Origin of the sequence: Christiangramia portivictoriae DSM 23547, assembly GCF_000423045.1 — a bacterium.
In the GTDB taxonomy this organism is placed as follows: domain Bacteria; phylum Bacteroidota; class Bacteroidia; order Flavobacteriales; family Flavobacteriaceae; genus Christiangramia; species Christiangramia portivictoriae.
The window spans coordinates 342,705-364,391 of record NZ_KE383971.1 but is presented as its reverse complement, the minus strand read 5'-3'; the positions used below and the strand labels follow the sequence as shown (position 1 = coordinate 364,391).

Annotated in this window: 23 protein-coding genes and 3 tRNA genes; 12 read left to right on the top strand and 14 right to left on the bottom strand. The window is 40.4% G+C overall.

Annotation, left to right across the window (positions count from 1 at the left end):
- Positions 1 to 29: 29 nt before the first annotated feature.
- On the top strand, positions 30 to 902 hold the full coding sequence (locus G529_RS0110080) for an MBL fold metallo-hydrolase (RefSeq protein WP_026915407.1): 873 nt from the start codon (positions 30 to 32) through the stop codon (positions 900 to 902).
- Between the two features lie 105 nt (positions 903 to 1,007).
- On the opposite strand, the gene G529_RS0110075 is transcribed toward G529_RS0110080, so the two are convergent.
- The 7 genes from G529_RS0110075 to G529_RS0110045 form a co-directional block, all read right to left on the bottom strand.
- Entirely contained in the window at positions 1,008 to 2,174 is a 1,167-nt protein-coding gene (locus G529_RS0110075; protein ID WP_026915406.1) for an acyl-CoA dehydrogenase family protein, read from the bottom strand.
- 79 nt (positions 2,175 to 2,253) lie between these two features.
- On the bottom strand, positions 2,254 to 3,117 hold the full coding sequence (locus G529_RS0110070) for a ComEA family DNA-binding protein (RefSeq protein ID WP_026915405.1): 864 nt from the start codon (positions 3,115 to 3,117) through the stop codon (positions 2,254 to 2,256).
- 12 nt (positions 3,118 to 3,129) lie between these two features.
- On the bottom strand, positions 3,130 to 5,202 hold the full coding sequence (locus tag G529_RS0110065) for an amino acid carrier protein (protein ID WP_026915404.1): 2,073 nt from the start codon (positions 5,200 to 5,202) through the stop codon (positions 3,130 to 3,132).
- 144 nt (positions 5,203 to 5,346) lie between these two features.
- A complete protein-coding gene (locus G529_RS0110060; protein WP_026915403.1) occupies positions 5,347 to 6,357 on the bottom strand; it encodes a potassium channel family protein in 1,011 nt (336 codons plus the stop codon).
- The gene (locus tag G529_RS0110055) at positions 6,354 to 6,584 is read right to left on the bottom strand and encodes a PspC family transcriptional regulator (RefSeq protein WP_026915402.1); all 231 of its coding nucleotides are present in this window, start codon (positions 6,582 to 6,584) and stop codon (positions 6,354 to 6,356) included. The genes G529_RS0110060 and G529_RS0110055 overlap by 4 nt, the downstream gene beginning before the upstream one ends.
- Before the next feature lie 9 nt (positions 6,585 to 6,593).
- Positions 6,594 to 7,871 carry a DUF2851 family protein gene (locus G529_RS0110050; protein WP_026915401.1) on the bottom strand — a complete coding sequence of 426 codons (1,278 nt, stop codon included), beginning with the start codon at positions 7,869 to 7,871 and terminating at the stop codon, positions 6,594 to 6,596.
- Between the two features lie 48 nt (positions 7,872 to 7,919).
- Positions 7,920 to 8,612 (bottom strand): SGNH/GDSL hydrolase family protein, encoded by a 693-nt coding sequence (locus G529_RS0110045; RefSeq protein WP_026915400.1) that lies wholly within the window; start codon positions 8,610 to 8,612, stop codon positions 7,920 to 7,922.
- Positions 8,613 to 8,824: 212 nt separating this feature from the next.
- Here G529_RS0110045 and G529_RS0110035 point away from each other — a divergent pair, with 212 nt between their 5' ends.
- Both G529_RS0110035 and G529_RS0110030 read left to right on the top strand, forming a co-directional pair.
- A complete protein-coding gene (locus G529_RS0110035; RefSeq protein WP_026915399.1) occupies positions 8,825 to 9,022 on the top strand; it encodes a hypothetical protein in 198 nt (65 codons plus the stop codon).
- The gene (locus G529_RS0110030; RefSeq protein ID WP_026915398.1) at positions 9,019 to 9,390 is read left to right on the top strand and encodes a hypothetical protein; all 372 of its coding nucleotides are present in this window, start codon (positions 9,019 to 9,021) and stop codon (positions 9,388 to 9,390) included. Before G529_RS0110035 ends, G529_RS0110030 begins: the two co-directional genes overlap by 4 nt.
- Before the next feature lie 42 nt (positions 9,391 to 9,432).
- Here the strand turns inward: G529_RS0110030 and G529_RS0110025 are convergent, their stop codons facing one another.
- From G529_RS0110025 to G529_RS0110015, 3 genes are all read right to left on the bottom strand, one after another.
- Positions 9,433 to 11,538: an alanine/glycine:cation symporter family protein gene (locus tag G529_RS0110025; RefSeq protein ID WP_026915397.1), complete on the bottom strand. Its 2,106-nt coding sequence runs from the start codon at positions 11,536 to 11,538 to the stop codon at positions 9,433 to 9,435.
- A 38-nt stretch (positions 11,539 to 11,576) separates the two neighbouring features.
- Positions 11,577 to 12,557, bottom strand: coding sequence for a PLP-dependent cysteine synthase family protein (locus tag G529_RS0110020; protein WP_026915396.1), 981 nt, complete (start codon positions 12,555 to 12,557; stop codon positions 11,577 to 11,579).
- 89 nt (positions 12,558 to 12,646) lie between these two features.
- Positions 12,647 to 13,879: an ABC transporter permease gene (locus G529_RS0110015; protein ID WP_026915395.1), complete on the bottom strand. Its 1,233-nt coding sequence runs from the start codon at positions 13,877 to 13,879 to the stop codon at positions 12,647 to 12,649.
- A gap of 6 nt (positions 13,880 to 13,885) precedes the next feature.
- Between G529_RS0110015 and G529_RS0110010 the strand changes: the two genes are divergently transcribed.
- Complete coding sequence (locus tag G529_RS0110010) at positions 13,886 to 15,124, top strand: exo-beta-N-acetylmuramidase NamZ family protein (RefSeq protein ID WP_026915394.1); 1,239 nt, start codon at positions 13,886 to 13,888, stop codon at positions 15,122 to 15,124.
- 7 nt (positions 15,125 to 15,131) lie between these two features.
- Here the strand turns inward: G529_RS0110010 and G529_RS0110005 are convergent, their stop codons facing one another.
- A complete protein-coding gene (locus tag G529_RS0110005; RefSeq protein WP_026915393.1) occupies positions 15,132 to 15,974 on the bottom strand; it encodes a thioredoxin family protein in 843 nt (280 codons plus the stop codon).
- Between the two features lie 43 nt (positions 15,975 to 16,017).
- Positions 16,018 to 16,512, bottom strand: coding sequence for a YkgJ family cysteine cluster protein (locus G529_RS0110000; RefSeq protein WP_026915392.1), 495 nt, complete (start codon positions 16,510 to 16,512; stop codon positions 16,018 to 16,020).
- Here G529_RS0110000 and G529_RS0109995 point away from each other — a divergent pair.
- Together G529_RS0109995 and G529_RS0109990 are read left to right on the top strand one after the other, a co-directional pair.
- Positions 16,512 to 17,213 carry a class I SAM-dependent methyltransferase gene (locus G529_RS0109995; protein WP_026915391.1) on the top strand — a complete coding sequence of 234 codons (702 nt, stop codon included), beginning with the start codon at positions 16,512 to 16,514 and terminating at the stop codon, positions 17,211 to 17,213. The genes G529_RS0110000 and G529_RS0109995 overlap by 1 nt on opposite strands.
- Positions 17,214 to 17,253: 40 nt before the next feature.
- Entirely contained in the window at positions 17,254 to 18,030 is a 777-nt protein-coding gene (locus tag G529_RS0109990; protein WP_026915390.1) for a hypothetical protein, read from the top strand.
- Between the two features lie 51 nt (positions 18,031 to 18,081).
- On the opposite strand, the gene G529_RS0109985 is transcribed toward G529_RS0109990, so the two are convergent.
- Positions 18,082 to 19,029, bottom strand: coding sequence for an FKBP-type peptidyl-prolyl cis-trans isomerase (locus G529_RS0109985; RefSeq protein ID WP_026915389.1), 948 nt, complete (start codon positions 19,027 to 19,029; stop codon positions 18,082 to 18,084).
- A gap of 80 nt (positions 19,030 to 19,109) precedes the next feature.
- Here G529_RS0109985 and G529_RS0109980 point away from each other — a divergent pair, with 80 nt between their 5' ends.
- The 3 genes from G529_RS0109980 to G529_RS0109970 are packed head-to-tail and all read left to right on the top strand — an operon-like array spanning position 19,110 to position 20,604.
- A complete protein-coding gene (locus G529_RS0109980) occupies positions 19,110 to 19,532 on the top strand; it encodes an RNA-binding S4 domain-containing protein (RefSeq protein WP_026915388.1) in 423 nt (140 codons plus the stop codon).
- Positions 19,525 to 20,100: a methyltransferase domain-containing protein gene (locus G529_RS0109975; protein WP_026915387.1), complete on the top strand. Its 576-nt coding sequence runs from the start codon at positions 19,525 to 19,527 to the stop codon at positions 20,098 to 20,100. The genes G529_RS0109980 and G529_RS0109975 overlap by 8 nt, the downstream gene beginning before the upstream one ends.
- A 3-nt stretch (positions 20,101 to 20,103) precedes the next feature.
- Positions 20,104 to 20,604 (top strand): phosphoribosyltransferase family protein, encoded by a 501-nt coding sequence (locus G529_RS0109970; RefSeq protein ID WP_026915386.1) that lies wholly within the window; start codon positions 20,104 to 20,106, stop codon positions 20,602 to 20,604.
- Here G529_RS0109970 and G529_RS0109965 read toward each other — a convergent pair.
- Positions 20,596 to 21,117, bottom strand: coding sequence for a shikimate kinase (locus G529_RS0109965; protein ID WP_026915385.1), 522 nt, complete (start codon positions 21,115 to 21,117; stop codon positions 20,596 to 20,598). The genes G529_RS0109970 and G529_RS0109965 overlap by 9 nt on opposite strands.
- Positions 21,118 to 21,242: 125 nt before the next feature.
- Between G529_RS0109965 and G529_RS0109960 the strand changes: the two genes are divergently transcribed.
- The 3 genes from G529_RS0109960 to G529_RS0109950 all read left to right on the top strand — a co-directional run bounded on the left by G529_RS0109960 (position 21,243) and on the right by G529_RS0109950 (position 21,570).
- Positions 21,243 to 21,315, top strand: a tRNA-Lys gene (locus G529_RS0109960).
- Positions 21,316 to 21,342: 27 nt separating this feature from the next.
- Positions 21,343 to 21,415, top strand: a tRNA-Lys gene (locus G529_RS0109955).
- Between the two features lie 71 nt (positions 21,416 to 21,486).
- A tRNA-Leu gene (locus G529_RS0109950) sits at positions 21,487 to 21,570 on the top strand.
- The last annotated feature ends 117 nt before the right edge of the window (positions 21,571 to 21,687 follow it).

Below are 21,687 nucleotides of genomic sequence, written 5' to 3'. Positions count from 1 at the left end.
TTCTGTAAATTTCAGCATAAACACATCGTATGAAAAATCTAATTATAACTTCAGTAATAAGTCTTGTCTTTAGTTTCCACAGTTTTGGATTTCAGAATGTGGAGCAGGTGGAAATCAAGACCCAGAAGCTTTCGCAACAGGTATACCTCCTGCAAGGCGCTGGTGGCAATATTGGTATCCTTACAGGCCCGGATGGAGTATTTATGATAGACGATCAATTCGCCGCCCTTTCAGAAAAAATAGTCACAGCGATTAATCAACTAAGTGACCAACCTGTGAGATATCTGGTGAACACCCATCATCATGGAGATCATACCGGTGGCAATAAAAACTTTGATGAACAGGGAGCGCTTATTCTGGCACATGAAAATGTGCGCGAACGATTGAAAGAAAAAGCTACAGACAGTACTGCCGGCGTCCCAGTAATTACTTTCAATGACCAATTGAATCTGCATGTAAATGGCAATGATGTGATGGTGCTGCATGTTCACAATGCACATACAGATGGTGATGCACTTGTATACCTACCTCAAAGCAATGTGTTGCATACTGGTGACACATTTTTCAACGGGATGTTTCCTTATATAGATTTAAGTAGTGGCGGTAGTGTAGATGGCGATATTGAAGCCGCGGAAAAAGGTTTGTCCATTATCAATGAAAAAACAAAAATAATTCCGGGACATGGCAATCTCGCCAGTCATCAGGACTATTCAGATTATCTGCTAATGCTGAAAAGTATCCGGAAAAACGTTAAAAAGAAGATCGATGAGGGTGCTACTGAAGATGAAATCGCACGAGACGAATCTATTACTGCAATGTTTTATACTGATGAAGTAGCCAGTGATTTTTTTATCGATGGAGAAAAGATCAGGAGAACATTTTATAAGAGTCTAAAAAAATAGCCCTGGAAATTCCAGGGCTATTTTACTCGTCTATAGACTTTCAGACTTATACCCTCTTATGTAAATCGCCATATTCTACGAGAAAAATGAATTTTCGCAAAAATGCTATTTTGCAGCAGGCTTATATTCCTTCTTATCGATCACCATTTTTGCGATAATCTCTTTAAGAATTTCAGAGGTGCCGCCGCCAATAGGTCCCAGTCTGCTGTCACGGAACATTCTGGCCATTGGATAGTCTTCCATATATCCATAGCCACCTAACATTTGCAAACATTTATACATCACCTCGTCTGAGATTTTCGTGGCAAGTAATTTAGACATACTCGCCTCTTTCACCACGTACTCTCCATCGTTCAAACGCTGAGTTGTTGCGTAATTGAATTCCTTGATCACTTCCACTTCACTTACCATTTCAGCAACAGTATGTCTCAAGGCCTGAAATTTGTCAAGAGAACGACCAAAAGCCTCTCGCTCTTTCATGTACCCCAATGTGTACTCCAGTGCAAATTCAGATCGCGCATGTGCATTTACCCCCATGATCAACCTTTCTAATGCGAAATGCTGCATGATGTAGTTAAAGCCCATACCTTCTTCACCAAGTAAATTTTCAGCCGGGACTTTTACGTTATCAAATGCGAGTTCTGCAGTATCTGAAGCTCTCCACCCAAGTTTATTTAGTTTGCTGGCAGAGATCCCGCTAAACTCTTTGTCCAGCAGGAACATGCTCATTCCTTTATTTCCTTTTTCAGGATCTGTCTTCGCCGCTACCACATAAAAATCTGCATAGACGCCATTTGTGATAAACGTCTTGGAACCATTAATTACATAGTGATCACCTTTCTTTACTGCTGTCGTTTTCATTCCTGCCACATCCGATCCTCCAAAAGGTTCAGAAATCCCCAGGCATCCAATCATTTCACCTTCGATTGCAGGAGTTAAATACTTCTCTTTAAGTTCATGACTAGCTTCCACTTTTAGGTGCGTCATCGCAAGATAAGCGTGTGCCCACATTGCTGCGGCAAAACCACCTGAATTCACTTTCTGTAATTCCTCAAGAAAGATGATTGTATAGAACAGGTCCAGCGCCATACCACCATACTCTTCCGGTTGATTTAAGCCGAAGTAACCCATCTCACCAAACTTTTTCCAAATAAATCGTTCAATGGTACCGGTTTCTTCCCATTTATCTACGTGAGGCACCACTTCTTTCTGAAGAAATTCCTGAAAACTCTTCCTGAAAAGCTCATGTTCCTCTGTAAAATATCTACTCATTTCTATATGTTTTTCCAGGCCAAAAGGCCATATTAGTAATTATTATATTTATAATTTCAGATCAATTTTCTAACAAAAATCACTGTACTGCCAAATATAATTTAATTCTATCGATTTTATCGGAAGGAAATCCACTGATTTTTGTCAATTCTTCAAAAGACCGAATCCCTTCATTTATGTTTCTGTAATTAATAATCTTCCTGGCCAGAGCCGAATTGAAATAAGGCAATTCTGCCAGTTCAGCTTCTGTAATTGAGTTGATATTCTTAAGGCTAACTTCAGGTTTGTTGATAAGTCTGAACTTCTGTGTGATCCTCTCTAATACTTCGGGACTTAAACCATACACATCCTGCAGTTGTTCTTCAGAAACAAAACCTCCTATGCTGCTTCTGTATTTGACAATCCTGGCTGAAAGCTTCTCGCCAATACCATTGATCACCTGAAGATCTTCAGCAGAAACCGTATTTAGATCGGCAATCTCCTTACTGGCAGTTTTGCTTTCCTGAAATTTTGCCACCTTACCAGTTGTCCTGGACCATTCAGGAAATCGAAGCGATGGTTTTAAGAGCATAAGTAAGCTATCACTAATTCCAGTCACTCGCTGAAAATCTTCAGCTGAATTGATCCACTTATTTGATGCACGATATTCAAGTAAGTTATCAATCTCTTTGGTACTCAGCCCGATCTGATATCCTTGATAATCAGATAAAAAATTTGGCTTAAACGGGTAGATCGTATCCTTGGTTAATGGCTTCAGCCTCTGTAAAGAGTCGAGCTTCCGCTGGAATTCTATTAGTTTTTCATCCTGTACAGGATCTTCATCGGGGTTGATATATTCACTTCCGAAGAGAACCAGTTGCAGGACAATGATAATCGCTACTAAAATAAAAATCCCATTTCGCTGACTTCTTGAAAGTGCAAAATGGGATTTTAAAAAGTTCATTTATAAGAGCGCCTACGCGGCAGACTTTTCAGTCTTATGGAATAGCTCGCCTGCTTTTAGCTTTCTGGAGTAATCCTTAAGATCTTTACTTACTTCACCAATCATGATGTACAACCCAATAATATTAGGGAAAGACATGGCCAGGATCATCATATCTGAGAAGTCCAGAACGGCTCCCAGGCTTACAGAAGCTCCAACTACCACGAATATCAGGAATAGCACCTTATAAATAATTTCGTTTGTTTTGCTTTTTCCAAAAAGGTAAGTCCAGGCTCTCATTCCATAATAAGACCAGGAGATCATTGTTGAAAATGCGAATAAGAAAACGGCTGTTGCTAGAACATAAGGGAACCAGGAGATCACACTTCCAAATGCACTCGAAGTAAGCTCTACTCCTCCAACGCCTTCAACTTCATGCATTCCTGTAAAGATCAATACTAACGCAGTCAATGTACAAACTACTACGGTATCGATAAAAGGCTCCAGAAGCGCTACAAAACCTTCAGAAGGTGGATGGTTCGTTTTAGCCGCACTATGCGCGATGGCTGCGGAACCTACACCGGCTTCATTGGAGAATGCTGCACGCTGGAAACCAACGATCAAAACACCAATCACCCCACCTTTCAAAGCACTCGGGCTAAAAGCTCCATCCCAGATCGCAGAAAATGCAGGACCAATATTTTCAATATTCACCCCAATTACTACTAAGGCTCCTAGTACGTAAACCGCTGCCATGATTGGAACGATCTTACCAGTAACCTTTGCGATACTACTAATACCTCCAATAATTACGATACCCACAAGTACAGCTACTACTACACCAAAGATAAAGCCATTACCTTCCAGCATAGGGAATTCACCCGCCAGAATAGAAAAGGACTGGTTGGCCTGGAACATGTTTCCGCCACCAAAAGATGCGCCGATCGCAAGGATCGCGAAAAATGCGGCAAGGAACTTCCCGAGTCCTCGTTTATTTCTTTTCTCAAGACCGTATCTCAGGTAGTTCATAGGACCACCGAATACACGACCATCAGCATTAATAAATCTGTATTTAACTCCTAAAGTACATTCCACAAATTTTGAGGACATCCCCAAAAGTCCGGCAAGGATCATCCACATTGTCGCACCTGCACCACCTAACGAGATTGCAACAGCCACACCAGCAATATTTCCAAGACCTACCGTACCAGAAACAGCGGTTGCAAGAGCCTGAAAGTGAGTTACCTGCCCCGGAGCATTTGGATCGTCATATTTACCCTTAGCCAGTTGTAAAGAATGTTTAAATCCTCTAATATTTATAAATCCTAACCGGATAGTGAAAAATAATGCTCCAAGCACCAGCCATACCACGATAAAAGGAATGTTCTTGGTTTGAGGATCTCCGTTAGGATGTAAAAGAGCTATTGGCTCGTCGTATACAATACTTGCAAAATACTGAGCGCCCTGCTCGATCACATGTTGTTTGTTCTCAGAGTTGTAAATCACTTCCCCTTCACCAAGAAAATGGTCTAAAGTACCATCAGCGTTAGCAAGTACTTCAATATTTTCACCATTCTTTGTTACCACGGCAATGGGATCACCTTCATTCACATGCTCGCCATCTTCAACCAACCATTCAGCAAGCACGAATTTAGCATCTTCTGAAGCACTCCAGGTAGGAGCTTCAATTCTTTTAATATCAGCATAAATAACAGGATCGTAAACACCCATGGCAGAAAAGGGATCCCAGAAAAGGACACTTCCCATACTTGCAACTATAGGAGAAAATGTTCCATTAAAATGTTCGGTGATCGCTTCTGCTTCTACCTGGTACTCGCCCTCAAATGTATTCCCAGCAGCATCTGTTACCACTACAGTATAAGGAACACCTTCAGTTAAACCGGCGGTTTTATTTGATTCCAGTCCGGTTCCCTGGTTGGACCATTTATACTGGTAAGGCGGAGTTCCTCCTGTTACATCCAGTTCAATGAATCCATTATTGATTACTTTGGAGGGGTTACCTACCTTGGCCTTTACATCTAGTTCCTGTGCAGATAGCGCTACAATTGAAAATAAAAAGAACATTGAAAGCAAATACTTTCTCATATGGAAATTTGGTTATTTATAATGAAGTTAAATTTTCAGCGCGTGAATATGCTAAAAAATTGGGCTAAAACAAACTTTTACGAGTTAAATTGTGAATATCATGTTAAAGAAATGCAGGATTTTACAAGGTTTTCAATGCTCTTCTTAAACCGAATAATACTTTTTCAGGTGCTCGATTTGATCTGGTCTTCCTATCATAATTAGCTTAGAATCACGCTCGATACGTTGGGAAGGTTCAGGGTTTACCACGTAGGTTCCTGTAGGAGATTTGTAACCTATCACAGAGCATCCGGTTTTCTTTCTAATATCAATTTCAGAAATCGATCTTTCTACCCCATCTGTACAAATTCTGGAAAATGATACCTGTTCCACATTGATACTATCCTGCTCTCCTGAAACAGAAAGATTGTCAAGAAATTCCACGAGATCTGGAACCACCACAAGCGAAGCCATGTGGCTTCCACCAATTCTATCTGGCATAATGACATTATCTGCACCGGCAAGTTTCAATTTTTTGTAGCTGTTTTCTTCCGTAGCCCTGCTAATGATCTTGAGATCTTTCTTTAACTGTCTGGCTGAAAGAACGATGAACAAATTATCTGCATCGCGGGGGAGCGCACAGATCAAAGTGGAAGCTCTATCCACTCCCGCCTGTACAAGCACCTCATCTTCTGTGGCGTTACCAACAATATAATTGAGCCTCTCATCTTCAAGATTCTGAAAAACTTCCTCATGGTCATCTATGATGACAAAATCCTTTCGGTAATCCAGTAATTTCTGTACTGCCTGCTTCCCATTCTGTCCATAACCGCAAACTATGATGTGATCGCTCAGGGAGTCTATCCTCTTCTTCATTTTATTACGTTTAAGATTACCAATATTATTCTTGTTTAAAATGTGTTCTGTGATCGTGGAAAGTCCGAAACCAAAAATGAACAGGCCAGAGATGATAAAGAATGAAGTAAATAATTTCCCATAGGCCCCCATCGGCTGAACCTCGCCATAACCGACTGTACTCACCGTGATGATCGTCATATATACAGCATCGATCCAGGTATAATCGTACAGAAACCTGAATCCTACGATTCCGGTTACGAACACCATGATGATCAAAACCACGGCGAGCCTGATTCGCGACTCTAGAAGCTGTCTCATAGATCGAATACAGAAGTTCGTTTGGTATAAATCAGATCCTTTAGTTTAAGCCAGAAAGCCAGAATCAGGTATACTATAAATCCGGCACCCATAGTGAAGAAGCTGGCATAAATAAAGAACAAACGTACGTTTTTCGCGCGAATACCCATCTTATCTGCCATCCTTGTGGACACATAAAAGCCATGCTTTTCCAGATAATGCCTCATATTCGATACCATGCCTGCCATACTACAAATTTAAACGTATTTAACAGATTTCCTTAATAATGTCGCTCCTAATTCACAATGCAAACATCTGTTCTGTTTACAGAAATTCTGGTTTAGTTCAATGGCTGCTTGCGAATCCATCGCATTTTTTACCGTTCCAGGCCTGAGCATATTGTACATGGTTATAACCGAGTTCTTTTCCGGTTTTAGGTTAAGAACAAGTTCATGCAAACCGGAAGCCGATTCCCCTGTACTTTTCAGGTAAGTATATTTTAGCGGAATTACAAAATTGATCACCAGCAACTGGAAGAAAGACTTGCTTAGCATTTTATTCCTCGCACCATGCTTTGCATCAAAATTATAGTGAGTTTTCCAGTAAGTGGAGACCTCAACCTGGAAAAGAGCATCTAATTCCTTCAGGTTATTAGCCGTAACGATTGCTGAAAAGACCGATGCCTGCTGAGCATACAGAGCTGCAAGCTGCACCAGTCTGATCGTAGGAAAATTATCTGGCCGTAATCTGAAAAATTCTGGTTTCGAATCATTCAGACTAATATTAAATTTATGAGCAAGGAATTGAAATTCTTTATGCAGGTGTTCAGCATATTGATCTACTCCATGAATCAAATTGGAAGACCCCAGAAATAAGGCTTCCAGAGAAAATTGATTTCCTCCCATTTTAGCCAGCAGAGAATAACCTAGATTTTCTGCCAGATTTGCGAAGTACCTGCCATTGACGTTCAATCCAAAAGCTTTGAAGAGCAGGATCATGCAAGCGGTATTCCAGTCATTGTTTGAACGTCGCAGCACTTCAAATACCAGGTCTGATTTTCTTTCGAGCCTCTCAAAATACAATCTTTCGAACCAGTGATCGATCGCAAAGCTGGAGAATTCAGAAAAACTGTCTTCACAATTAATACTACGGTGATGGCTTTCCAGAAGGCCGCGATATTTTATGAGCAGTAAAGGATCCACCCTATTTCGCAGCTCCAGAACAGGCAAAGTACTATGATCTCTTCGGAATACATCTGCATCATGTTCCCAAACCACATGCAGGATCACATTATCGTAGGCAGGATCTGTTTCGTGTTGATGCAGGTACCAGTCTGATGACTTCAGGTGCATTTCAACATTCCCAGCCCATCTAATTCCTGAGATCATGAGCTGAGCATTGAAAAAATCAGGGCCGGATTGATCGTTCTGGGAACCGGTTGAAATGACTTGCAAAGGATCACCTTCTGAAGTGCAAAGCTCTTCAGAATCAAACTTCTGAAACTTCCAGAGAAAATAAAGAAAGTCTTCCTTCACCCTCCGAATGTATCAAATTATCCAATTGGAAATTGAATGCTGAAAAAATTAATTAGGCAATTTTTCTGCTACCCCAGATATAATTTGCTCTACCCATAGTTGATACTGCAGAGCACTTGGATGTAGACCATCACTGGCAACCAGATCTGGATTGCTGCTGTCTCTTGAAATTGGGGTTATATTGTAGAAGACTACGCCAAATTCATCTGCGACTCTTTTAAAAACCTGGTTGAACCTGTCTATGTCTGCACTTATTTTTTCCTGGTTGGAGGATCCAAAAGGAGTATAACCATAATCTGGTATGCTTACAGCAAAAACCCCTTTTTCCAGAGTTTTGGAGTGATTGATCGCACGACGAAAGATCTGGCGTAGTTCCTCTTCATACTCTGTTATCAATTTGCCCTGGTACTGGTTATTCACCCCAATCAATATGGAAACCAGGTCAAAATCACGCTGAACATCCAGGTTCTGGTCCATTCCTCGCAAAAGATCTGAAGTGGTCCATCCAGTTTTTGCAATGATCATAGGTGCCGCCATTTCATAATTTCTGTTTCGAAGTTGCTCAGTTAATTGTACCGGCCACCTTTCAGTTTCCTGAACGCTCTCACCTATCGTATACGAATCACCAAGAGCCAGGTAAGTGTATTTTGGGTTCGCCGGGGTTTCATTGCTGGTTGTATCCATGGTTGCATTACAGGATATCATCAGTATAGCCAGGAGCAATAAACAGAAGTTTTTCATAGTATGATTTTAAGCTCTGAAAATACTTTATATAAATTTATTCTGAAATAGAATTCAGTATAATTCTGAAAACTCAGGATTTTCATAAAGCTTCACTAATTGAAATGCTTTGCACTGGCAGTTTTTATATTTTAGAAATCGATTTAAAGAACACTAGGATTTCGACCTTAAAATTCACAAAGCTGAACTAATCGACCAAAGAGCAGTACATCATGGAGGAAAATCAGAAAAAGACCAAACTTAAATCCAGTCGAAGACCCGGAGAATACAAACGAAAGTCGGCAGAACCTACAGAAGAACATAAAAATCCCATTGTTCGCTTCCTGGCCAGGACCGGATATACTGTATGGCTCATTGTACTTGGAGTAGGAATCGTGATCGCTTTTATAGTATCTGTAGCGCTTCTATGAGATCACTATATTTTACAGCCGTCCTTTTTACGATCATATTTTTACTATTCGAAGCAATAAAATTTACCGGAGTAAGCGTTCCAGAATGGAGCACCTCATACCTCAACGACTTTCTTTGCATGCCCATTATCCTGACCATTTGTCTAAAAATGGTGCATTACCTCACCAGGGATAAAGCAATCAGAATAAATGTTGCCCAGGCGTTTACACTTACTAGTTTTTATGCCATTTATTTTGAACGGATACTTCCGCAGTTTGTAGACAGATATGTTGCCGACAATTTCGACGTCTTACTCTATTTTGCGGGAGCCATAATATTCCTTTTGCTGCAGGGATCAGGAAATCACAAACAAAAAACTCTTCCGTAGAAGGAAGAGTTTTTAGTATAGATCTTTTCAGAAATAACTTTATCAGGCATCTCTGAATTTAGGATTGATAAACAATTCCCCATTTTTAAGCCGCTCCCAGTAGTTTTCCATATCTGCTCTAACTTCCGAAGACATGATATATAAACCAATGATGTTGGGAAAGGACATGGCAAGAATCATCATATCTGAGAAGCTCAATACTGCTCCTAGACTTACCGATGCTCCTACCACTACAAATATTAGGAACAGCACTTTGTAAATAATTTCAGATTTCTTGCTTTGCCCGAACAAATAGGTCCAGGAACGCATCCCGTAATAAGACCAGGAGACCATGGTAGAAAATGCGAATAAGAAAACTGCCAGTGCCAGCACTGCAGGAAACCAGGAAATTACACTTCCAAAGGCATCTGACGTTAGTTCAACACCTTTCATTCCGCCACCAACTTCATGCATCCCGGTAAATATAAGCACCAATGCTGTCATGGTACATACTACCATCGTATCGATAAAAGGCTCCACCAAAGAAGTAAACCCATCTGCAATTGGATTGTTCGTTTTGGTAGCACTATGAGCAATTGCGGCTGAACCAACCCCGGCTTCACTGGAGAATGCCGCTCTCTGAAGTCCAACAATCAGAACGCCTATAAATCCACCTTTTAAGGCATCGGCTGAAAAAGCACCGTTATAGATAGCTGAAAATGCTGCACCAATATTTTCTATATTCACTCCAATCACTACCGCGCAACCCAGAATATAAATGATCGCCATAACAGGCACGACCTTTCCGGTCACCCGGGCAATACTGTTGATTCCTCCAAGGATCACCGCACCAACCAGGATGGCAAAACCAACACCGAACAAGAATCCCTGGCCTTCCAGAAAAGGTAATTGTTCAGAAACTATTTTAAAAGCCTGGTTGGACTGTATCATATTTCCACCTCCAAACGAAGCTCCAACTCCCAGCACTGCGAAAAGGCTGGCCAAAAATTTCCCCAGACCTTTCATGTTTCTTTTCTCAAGACCATAACGCAGATAGTTCATGGGACCTCCAAATATTCTACCATCTTCCTTGATTTTCCGGTATTTGACGCCTAAAGTACACTCAGTGAATTTTAAAGACATCGCGAAAAACCCGGCACAGAACATCCAGAACGTGGCTCCTGCTCCACCAAGAGATATTGCCACGGCAACTCCGGCAATGTTCCCAAGACCTACAGTCGCGGAAACTGCAGTGGCCATTGCCTGGAAATGTGTTATTCTACCAGGTGCATCCGGATCATCGTATTTTCCTTTAGCCAATTGTATGGAGTGAGAGAAACCACGAATATTTACAAAGCCCAGTCTGATAGTAAAGAATATACTTCCAAGAATTAGCCAGATCACGATAAACGGAATAGAATTGGTAATCACATCGCCGTTAGGGTGATGCAAAGGTTGCGGCTCTTCGAATTTAATTTTGGCGATCATATGAGCATTTTGCTCGATCACATCATCCTTGTCGTTTGGATCAAAAATTTCATTGCCTTCCAGAACCAGGTAATCTATCGTACCTGCATCTTCTGAAAAAATTTCATTTTCTTCTCCAGATTCATTTTCGATAATGGCAATTTTATCACCTGCACTTACCTCGCTACCATCATCCACCAGCCATTGCTTTAAGCTGAAGGTTTTATTGGTAGTGGCATCCCAGTTTGGAATAGGAATTTCTTTTTCATTCGTATAAACCACCGGGTCATAGATTCCAACTGCTGCAAAAGGATCCCAGAACAAAATGCCGCCCAAAAAGTCTACCGCTGGCTGTACTTTACTATTAACAACTTCTGTGATCGCTTCCGCGGGAATGGTAAACTTCCTGGTAACGCTTACGCCATTGGCATCGGTCACGGTAACCGATTCTTCCTGACCTTCAGTGATTCCTGTAGCCTTATTAGATTGAAGGGAAGTGCTTTGCCTGGTCCACTTGTAAGTGTAAGGAGCTTTACCTCCCTGAACATTAACCATGGTGACCCCATCATTGATCTCCCTGGTAGGATTGTTTAGATCTAAAGTTACTTTAAGATCTGATTCTTTCCTTTCATCATCCTGCGCATTTATTGAAAGCGTTAGCATAAAGAATAAACTGGTTAAAAACCATGCATTCTTAGTCATATAAAAAATCAATTAGTTCCTACATTGTATAACTGGTATTAGTCGATGTAACCCATTTTTCTCATCCAGTCATCATTATACATTTTACCTACATATCGGCTTCCGTGGTCATGGAAAAGCACTACCACGACATCATCCTTAGTAAAATGTTCTTTTAGTTGTAACAGCCCTTTTACCGCTGCACCTGCACTATTACCTAAGAAAAACCCTTCTTCCTTTGATAATTTCTGCGTATAAACTGCTGCATCTTTATCTGTTACCTTCGTAAAACCGTCGATCACATCAAAGTCAACGTTTTTAGGTAAAATATCCTCTCCAATTCCTTCGGTTACGTAAGGATAAATTTCCTTTTCATCGAATTCACCCGTTTCGTGATATTTCTTGAATACTGAACCGTAAGTATCTATTCCCCAAACCTTAATATCGGGATTTTTTTCTTTCAAATACTTTCCAACACCAGAAATAGTTCCACCAGTCCCTACTCCAACAACAAAATGGGTTACTTTTCCATCTGTTTGTTTCCAGATCTCAGGGCCTGTAGATTCGTAATGAGCTTCACGATTTGCGAGATTATCATATTGATTTACGTACCAGCTGTTCGGAGTTTCTTCAGCAAGTCTTCGGGAAGTAGAATAATAAGACTGTGGATCATCTGGTTCCACATCTGTAGGACAAACAACCACTTCACTTCCCACTGCGCGAAGAATATCCATTTTTTCCTTACTCTGCTTGTCACTCATCACGCAGATCATTTTGTAACCTTTGACAATAGCCGCAAGAGCAAGACCCATCCCAGTATTCCCTGAAGTTCCTTCTATGATCGTACCTCCTGGTTTTAATAAGCCTTTGGCTTCGGCGTCCTCCACCATTTTTACTGCCATTCTATCCTTGACCGAATTACCAGGATTAAAGGTTTCATATTTTGCCAGTACAAGGGCATCGATCTCCTCGACGATCTTGTTCATCTTGACCATGGGAGTATTTCCAATGGTTCCTAATATATTCTCAGCGTAATCCATGCTTTCATTTTTCTTTAACGTCTGCAAATGTAAAAAAACCTTTGGCCTTAAACCAAGCTTTACCACGTCAACTATGATAGCTGCAATTATTAATCGAATTTGATCGCCTTGACTGGGGAGATTTTGGAGATGATGATCGATGGAATTAACAGCATAAGCATACAAAGGATCAATGTACCGGTATTTACGAGTAGAATGTAATCCCAACTTAGATAAATTGGGACTTCGGTCACATAATAAGTTCTTGGATCCAGCGGAATCAGTTTAAAATATTTCTGAAGCACCAATAGACCAATTCCAATCAAGTTACCCCAGAAAAGTCCTAAGACTATCAAATATGCCGCATTATACAGAAAAATCTTTCGAATGCTCCAGTCGGCGGCTCCAAGTCCTTTCAGCATCCCTATCATCTGGGTTCTTTCAAGGATCAAAACCAGCAATGCAGTGATCATGTTGATCCCGGAGACAAGAATCATAATCCCAAGAATAAGAGCCATATTAAAATCAAAAAGGGACAGCCACTCAAAAATGGAATAGTATTTCTGACTGATCGTTTGAGTATCCAGAAATGATCCCGTATTCTCATAAACTTCGTTACCCTTGGTATCGAGTTCATCAAAATCTTCTACGAAAACCTCAAAGTTCCCGATCTCATCCTTTTCCCAGCGATTGATCCTCTGGATGTGCCGGATATCGGTTAGCAAATACAATTCATCAAATTCCTGGAAACCCGATTCGTAAATACCAACAATTTCAAAACTACGTTGCAGGGGCAGGTCACTTTCGTCACGCATAAAATATGTAGCCACACGGTCACCGTTCTTCAGCTTAAGTCTATTCGCCAGATATTCGGAAATTAGAATTTCGTTGTTGAGATTTTCAGAATAGTTGGGCAATCTACCCTGCGTCAGGAATTCCTCAAAATAGTCCCATTTATAATCGGCTCCAACTCCTTTGGCCACGATGCCTTCAAAATCTTCCTCTGTTCGAATAACGCCAAAGGTAGTGGCAACAGCCTGCACGTGAGCGATGCCTTCTACACTAGTGAATTCGGGATAGAAATCCTGGTTTTTTGAAACTGGAGTTAATGAAACCTTGGAGCTATTATTATCATAGCTGGAAATACTTATATGACCATTAAAAGCAGCGATCTTATCCCTTATTTTTTCCTGCAGACCAAGGCCGGTAGCAAACGAGACCAGCATCATCACAACCCCTATGGCAATTGCCGTGATCGCTATTTTTATTATAGGAGCAGATATGCTACTTTTATATTTTTTCGCGCTAATTAGGCGCTTCACTATAAAGTACTCGAAATTCAAATTGCTATGATTAAGAGGTTGGTCAAAAGTACATTATTATTCTTTGTTTTTGGAATTCTTTCCTGCGGAAACGCACATAGTGAAAGCTCTGCGGAAAATTCTGAGGTTACTCCACAGGCAAAACTTTCAGATTCGGTTACTTCTGAAGTATTACCGGCCGCTAACCGCATGGAGCTTATCCTTCCGAAGATCGCTAACAAAACTATTGGAATCGTGGGAAATCAGACTTCCGTAGTAAAAAGAAAAAATGGAGAGTATATACATCTTGTGGACACTTTATTAAGCAGGCAAGTCCAGGTAAAAAAGGTTTTCGCCCCCGAGCATGGTTTTCGTGGGACGGCAGATGCTGGTGAATCTGTAAAAAGTGGTAAGGACCCGAAAAGTGGCCTTCCGGTTATTTCTCTCTACGGAAACCATAAAAAACCAACTGCTGAAGACCTGAAAGACATAGAATTGCTGATCTTCGATATCCAGGATGTCGGCGCCAGGTTTTACACCTATATTTCAACCATGCATTATGTCATGGAGGCCTGTGCAGAACAAGGAATTCCGGTTCTAATTCTTGATCGTCCAAATCCTAATGCACATTATATTGACGGTCCAATTCTCGAAAAACGGCATCAAAGCTTTGTGGGAATGCACCCGGTTCCGGTAGTTCACGGAATGACCATCGCAGAATACGCCAGAATGATCAATGGTGAAAAATGGTTGAAGAACGGAATTGAGTGTGACCTGGAGACAGTTCCCATGCAGAATTATCAGCATACAATGAGCTACAAATTACCCGTAAAGCCATCACCGAACCTTCCAAACGCTAAATCGATCAATCTTTACCCCAGTCTTTGCTTTTTTGAAGGAACGAATGTAAATGCAGGCCGTGGTACAGAACTACAGTTTCAGGTTTTTGGTTCTCCTTTTCTGGATAAGACTTATTTCAATTACTCTTATACTCCAAAATCTATGGAAGGTGCAAAGTATCCAAAACATGAAAACAAGGAGTGTTATGGGCGTGATTTGAGCAGCGCAGTATCATTGGATTCTATCAACCTGGAATGGTTAATTGAAGCATATCGCAATACAGAAAGTAAAGTGCAGTTTTTTAACGATTTCTTCCGGAAACTGGCAGGAACCTCTTTGCTGAAGGAACAAATTGAAGAAGGACTTTCTGCTGAAGAAATCAGGCAAAGCTGGAAAGCAGGTCTGGATGCTTTTCGAGAAACACGTAAAAAATATCTAATGTATTAGAAGCGAACTAACTCGTTTCCTGTAAATTTTTAATCCTGGTTTTGTAAACACTTGCATTTTTCAATTTATCCAATTCTACAGTCCACTTATCAATTTGAGCTTCTTCCCCGTTTTCAATAGCCATGCAGTAATTCAGAAATGTATATAAGCCCCAGTTATATTTTCGTAATTCTTCCTCATCTACTTTCTTCTTCAGAAAACGTTCGACCTTCCTGTAATTGCCCTGATATAGATCCACATTCGTAAGCAGCAAATCCAACTTCTGACTAATCATCGCATAATTAGCCTGCTCCTCATCCAGCAGCTCCTGGGCTTCTTCAAGGTACTCTTCAGTAATATTTAAAATTGGTCTTCGAAGGTCCTTATCCAGATACAAACTGTAATCCAGGTATTTCTGCGCAAGTCTAAGCGCCGTGGCGTAACTGGGCTTTCTTTTGTAGTACGCCGACTCAACCTGCAGAAAGGATAAATTAAGTTTATACTTCTGCAGAACCCGCATGGTTTCAGTTTTATTAGTATAGCCCAAATTGTTGTGAATCACCTTCCCGTTGGGATCCATGATCACCACATATGGAATGCCTTTTACTCCATATTGCATATTCAATTGGCGCTGAGTATCGAAATCGACTCTCAAAGGAATATAATTCTGCATGATTTTCTGGATCTCCTGGTCGCTCCACACATCCCGATCCATTGCTTTACATGGCCCGCACCAGGTGGCCCAGAAGTCTACCAATATTAATTTATTACTTGCAATAGCTGCATTTTGGGCAGCTTCAAGATCGGTATACCAGTTATTTGCAATTAGATTTGAACTACTTAGGAGAAGGAGTAGAATAAGACTTTTCATCGTTAAGGTTTTCCCAAAAATAAATATTTTTTAGACCTAAGTGTTACGATTTCAATCTTTTTTTCATTTCCTCAACGATATTGTAAGCCGCCGGACATATTGCTGTATTTCGAATAGTAAGTGAAGAAATTTTATGAAAGTCCTTTCGATCTGTATGGGGATATTCCCGGCAGGCCTTTGGTCGCTGATCATAGATACCACAGTAATTATCGTCGCCCAAAAAAGGACATGGTACTTGCTGTAGCACATAATCATTCTCTTCATCCAGCCTGAGATAGGTGTCTATAAACTCACCAGGCTTCATACGAAAATGTTTACTGATCCTTCCAATATCTTTTTGAGTGAACAAAGGTCCCGTGGTCTTGCAGCAGTTGGCACATTGCAGGCAGTCGGTTCTGGAGAATTCTTCCTCATGCAATTCTACCATGAGCTTGTCCAGGTTTTTTGGAGGACGCTTCTTTAGCCGTGAAAAGAATTTCCTATTTTCCTTCTTCTTATCTTTGGCGCGATTAGGTAAACTTTTAAGCTCTTCATCCATTGGACAAAAATAAGGATATATTCGGCAAAGCCATCGCAGGCTATTACAAAGAAAAAGATGAAACGCCCATTACGGTACATTCTCCAGACTTTGATAACGATGAAATTCCCGTCGCTTATCTATTTCGTGATTTTAATGAAATGCCAAAGCTCGAACAGGAAGCATTAAAACTTTGCAAAGGCAGTATTCTTGATGTTGGTTGCGGCGCTGGTAGTCATGCACTTTATCTGCAAAATGAACTCAAACTGGAGGTTAAGGCAATAGATACTTCTGCCGGAGCAATAGAGATCGCGAAAGAACGCGGACTCCATAACGCGGTGGTTCAGGACTTTTATAAGATCTCTTCGGAAAAATTTGACTGCATTCTTATGCTTATGAATGGAACCGGGATCATTGGAAAACTGGAAAACATAAATGATTTTCTTCAGCATTGCCATCAACTTCTGAACGATGCAGGGCAGCTAATCCTGGATTCTTCAGATCTTATCTATCTTTTCGATGATGAATTCATAGATTCTGAAGATTATTACGGGGAACTTACTTACGAACTGAGTTACAAGGGAGAAACTTCAGATCCATTTGACTGGTTATATGTGGACAAGGAAATTCTTCAGAAGGCGGCAAAGAACAACAATTTCTCCTGCGAAATCGTTCTGGAAGGAGAACATTATGATTACCTGGCCGTTCTAAGGAAAATCTAACTCGTTATTTTTCATATTTTTACGCAAGATCTATTACAGAATGAATAAAATTTACAAAACTTTTTTAATCATATTTTTAAGCAGCCTCGCTGTCTCATGTAGTAAGGATCTTGATAATGATTCCGAAGAAGAAAATAATAAAGCGGCTAATTTGAAGGTAACTGGTTCTTCTGCCTCAGATCTATTAAGCGATACCGAATTTACATCGATGAATATTGAGATTGTATATGCTGAAGGATTTAAGCCTGAAACAGCAGCGATCGAAGCCTTTAGAAATTTCCTGGAAAGCAGAGTTTACAAACCAGATGGTATCAGGATCAATTTACGGTCTGTTGCCAGCTCGGGACTTAGCCCATTCGACGAAGATGATTTAAGAGAAGTGGAAAGTAATACACGAACGGTATACACTGTAGGTGATGAAATTGGAGTGTGGATCTATTTTGCTGCTGGTAAAAAAATTAATGATTCGGAAACCAAGATCACATTGGGAACCGCATTTAGAAACACTTCGATTATTCTTTATGGGGAAACTATCCAGAACTTTTCTAACAAATTCAATGCACCTAGTAAAGCGATCATAGAAGCAGCCACATTAAACCATGAATTTGGTCATTTATTCGGGCTCGTAGATCTTGGCACAGAACCAGTTACAGATCACGAAGACCCTAACAATCCTGCACACTGCATCACAGATAAGTGTCTTATGAAAGCCAGTATAGAATTTGGTAGCGGTGTTATCAATACGATAGATAATAACAATTTGCCACAATTAGACGACGCCTGTATTATGGATCTTCAGGCTGCCGGGGGAAGATAAAAAAACCCGGCAATCGCCAGGTTTTTAAATTAGTTTATCAAAGCTATTTTTCTATTGAAATACGTCTGGATCCAGGTAATCTGGCGTTCCGTCGTTATTGGAATCGGTAAGAATCAATGTCCCATCCTCAGAAATTTCAATTTCATCTCTTGTAGGAGTACCATCCCCGTCATCATCTGGATCTGATAGATTTGGTAATCCGTCCTCATCTGAATCATCTGTAGATGCATCACCATCACCATCCAGATCCTCCATAAAAGAAGGAATACCATCATTATCGTGATCTGCCTGGTTTACCACGTAACTGCTAACCTGGAAAACAAGCGGCGAGTACACTGGAATTGTCTCAGGTGAATTGAAGAAATACGCCAGTCCCGAAGGCATAAAAATAGCGCCAATTCCATAGTCGTTATTCCATTCAACCGTATTGTCTGCTTTAACTTCAAATCCGCTGGCAGCACCAAACTCTGTCAATCCAGCCTGAAATCCTTTGATTACTCCGCCAAGCTGAGCCACACTATTATTCACGATCCCGAAATATGGAGTAAGATTGAACCATACTGGGTTTCTTAAATTGGAGTCGAATACTGTTCCATCTAGTAATTCTCCCTGGTATGTAACAAAAGTGGAATCTGCAAAGGTAGGTTTTGCACCAACACCTTCACGTACCCTAAGCACATACAGGTTCTGGTCAACGCCCTCATTATTAACAGTCTTTGTTATTAATTTATCTGAATTGATAATCGGCTCCTTGTCTGCATTCTCACCTGCGATCGTGTCAAATACGATCTGGTAATCGAAATCTTCAGAAGGATTTTCAAAATCTTCATAGTTATAAAAATGCGTGGAAAGATAATCTAAAAGTGCCTGGTCATCTTCAACTGCAACCTCTGTACGGTCACGAACTTCAACCTGTACCAATCCGCCGTCATCATCATTATTACATGCAAATGCCAGAAATGCGGTAAGACCAACCAGCATCAATTTGTTTATTCTCATCAGAATTTTATTTTGGAGCCGCAAGATACAATAATCTTGTATTTTTGTTCAATATTGAACGGCGATTTGAAGGTATAAGTATGAGAGTTGATAAGTTTTTATGGTGCGTACGCTATTTTAAGACCAGAAGCCTGGCAACAACTGCCTGCAAGCAGGGAAAGGTAAGAATGAACGATGAAATCCAGAAGCCCAGCAAAGATGTATTTCCCGGTGATAAATTAAAAGTTCGCAAAAACCAGATCAATTACGAACTGGAAATCCTCGATCTTCCCAAGAGTCGCGTGGGTGCCAAACTGGTTAATATCTATGTTCACGATACCACCCCGAAAGAAGCATTCGAGCAACTTGATCTTTTAAAGTATTCCAAAGACTACTACCGTAAAAAAGGTACTGGACGTCCTACTAAGAAAGACCGTCGGGATATTGATGACTGGTTTGACAATACTGATGATGGCTTAGGCGGAGAAAAAGATGATAGTTTAGAGCAGAAAAAAGATGAATAAATCTTATTGGAACAATCGCTATAGAAATAATCAAACAGGATGGGATCTTGGCGCTGTTTCTCCTCCAATCAAGGCATTTGCAGACGGGATTGAGGATAAGGAATTAAATATCCTGATACCCGGTGCAGGAAACGCTTACGAAGCAGAATATCTTTTTAAAAACGGATTTAAAAATGTCTTTCTATGCGATATCGCTGAAATTCCTTTAAAGTCATTTTTAGATCGCAATCCTGAATTTCCGGAACTACAAACGCTGCATTGCGATTATTTTGAGCTTCAGGGAAGTTTTGACCTTGTACTGGAGCAAACTTTTTTCTGCGCTTTACCTGTTAACCAGCGAAGTGCTTACGCACAAAAAACGAGTGAGCTTCTAAGATCCGGAGGTGTACTGGCAGGCTTGCTATTTGATTTTGAATTAAAGGAAGATGGCCCACCTTACGGCGGTAGTCGTGAAGAATATTTGACTTATTTTAGTCCATATTTTCATATTGAGATTCTGGAGAGGGCTTATAATTCAATAAAACCACGTTCAGGAAATGAACTCTTCTTCAAATTTCGAAAAAAATAATTGATGAAAGCAAAACATTCGATTCTCAACCAGGACGAGATCAAGCATAAAATTAGGAGAATAGCCTACCAGATCTACGAAAGCAACGTGGATGAGACAGAGATTATCATTGCAGGAATTGCTGATAATGGTTATATACTGGCCCAAAAACTGGAGCAGGAACTTCAACAGATTTCGCCCTTAAAGACTACCCTGGGTAAAGTAGTGATAAACAAGAAAGCACCTTTAGATCCCATTAGTGTTTCTTTAAATCCAGAAGAATATAAAAACAAATCTTTAATTCTGGTGGATGACGTTCTCAATTCAGGCTCCACTCTTATCTACGGAGTGCGATACTTTCTCGATGTTCCTATCAAAAATTTTAAGACTGCGGTACTAGTGGACAGAAACCATAAACGCTTTCCGGTTAAAGCCGATTTTAAAGGACTTTCTCTCTCTACTTCACTAAGCGAGACGGTCAAGGTCATTTTTGAGAAGGATCATGAACGTGTAGAACTATCTTAAGTTCTCCATTAAATTATGGACTATTACAGAAGGATCTTTACCATTACAATCTAAAATTAGTTCACTCTGATTGTAGTAAAAGCCTCTTTCGAATAAATGCTTTCGAATAAATTCTTCCAGCAGTTCCCTGGTCTGCAAATGACTTATCATGGGTCTTTCTGTTTTTTCTCGCTGCAATCGCTCCAGCAATGTTTGAATATTCAGCTTAAGATAAATAGATCGCACAGTATCTGAGCTTTTAATAAGCTCCATGTTATCTCCGTAACATGGAGTACCCCCACCGAGGGAGACAACAGCATCTTCCTCCAGGTTGATCAGTTTATCCAGCATCTTTCTCTCCGCTTTTCTAAAAAAAACTTCTCCTTTTCTCGAAAAGATTTCAGAGATGGTCAAATCATATTCCTTTTCAATCTCCTGATCGAGATCATAAAACTTGTAATTTAACTCTTCCGAGAGCAGTTTTCCAACGGTAGATTTACCGCTTCCCATGTAACCTATCAAAAAAAATTTCATCTGTAAAGCACTTAAAATGAGCAAAAGGCAAAACTATGGTAAAATTATAGCAATTATGTCTTGAAAAATAAATTAATGCATGTATATTTGCACCCGCATTCGCAAAAAGACGGATGCTTTTTAATGATCTGGTAGCTCAGTTGGTAGAGCATCTCCCTTTTAAGGAGAGGGTCCTGGGTTCGAGCCCCAGCCAGATCACAAATAAGTTCATATTTTATTGTTCAGGATCTGGTAGCTCAGTTGGTAGAGCATCTCCCTTTTAAGGAGAGGGTCCTGGGTTCGAGCCCCAGCCAGATCACTATTATTGCTCGCTCCGGTCCTGCACCGGAACAAATTAACCAGCCTTATGGAGGCTTTCCATAAACTCAAACCCGAGTGCTGGAATTGGTAGACAGGCATGGTTGAGGGCCATGTGTCCATTAGGGCGTGCGGGTTCAAGTCCCGCCTCGGGTACTACTTTATATTTTAATTAAAACTAGCCTATCAGGCTTTTTTTTATATCTCTTTCCTATTTTGTTTAATGTAGTTTATATTTTATTAAACATTTTAACTTTTCTCTATCACTTTCAC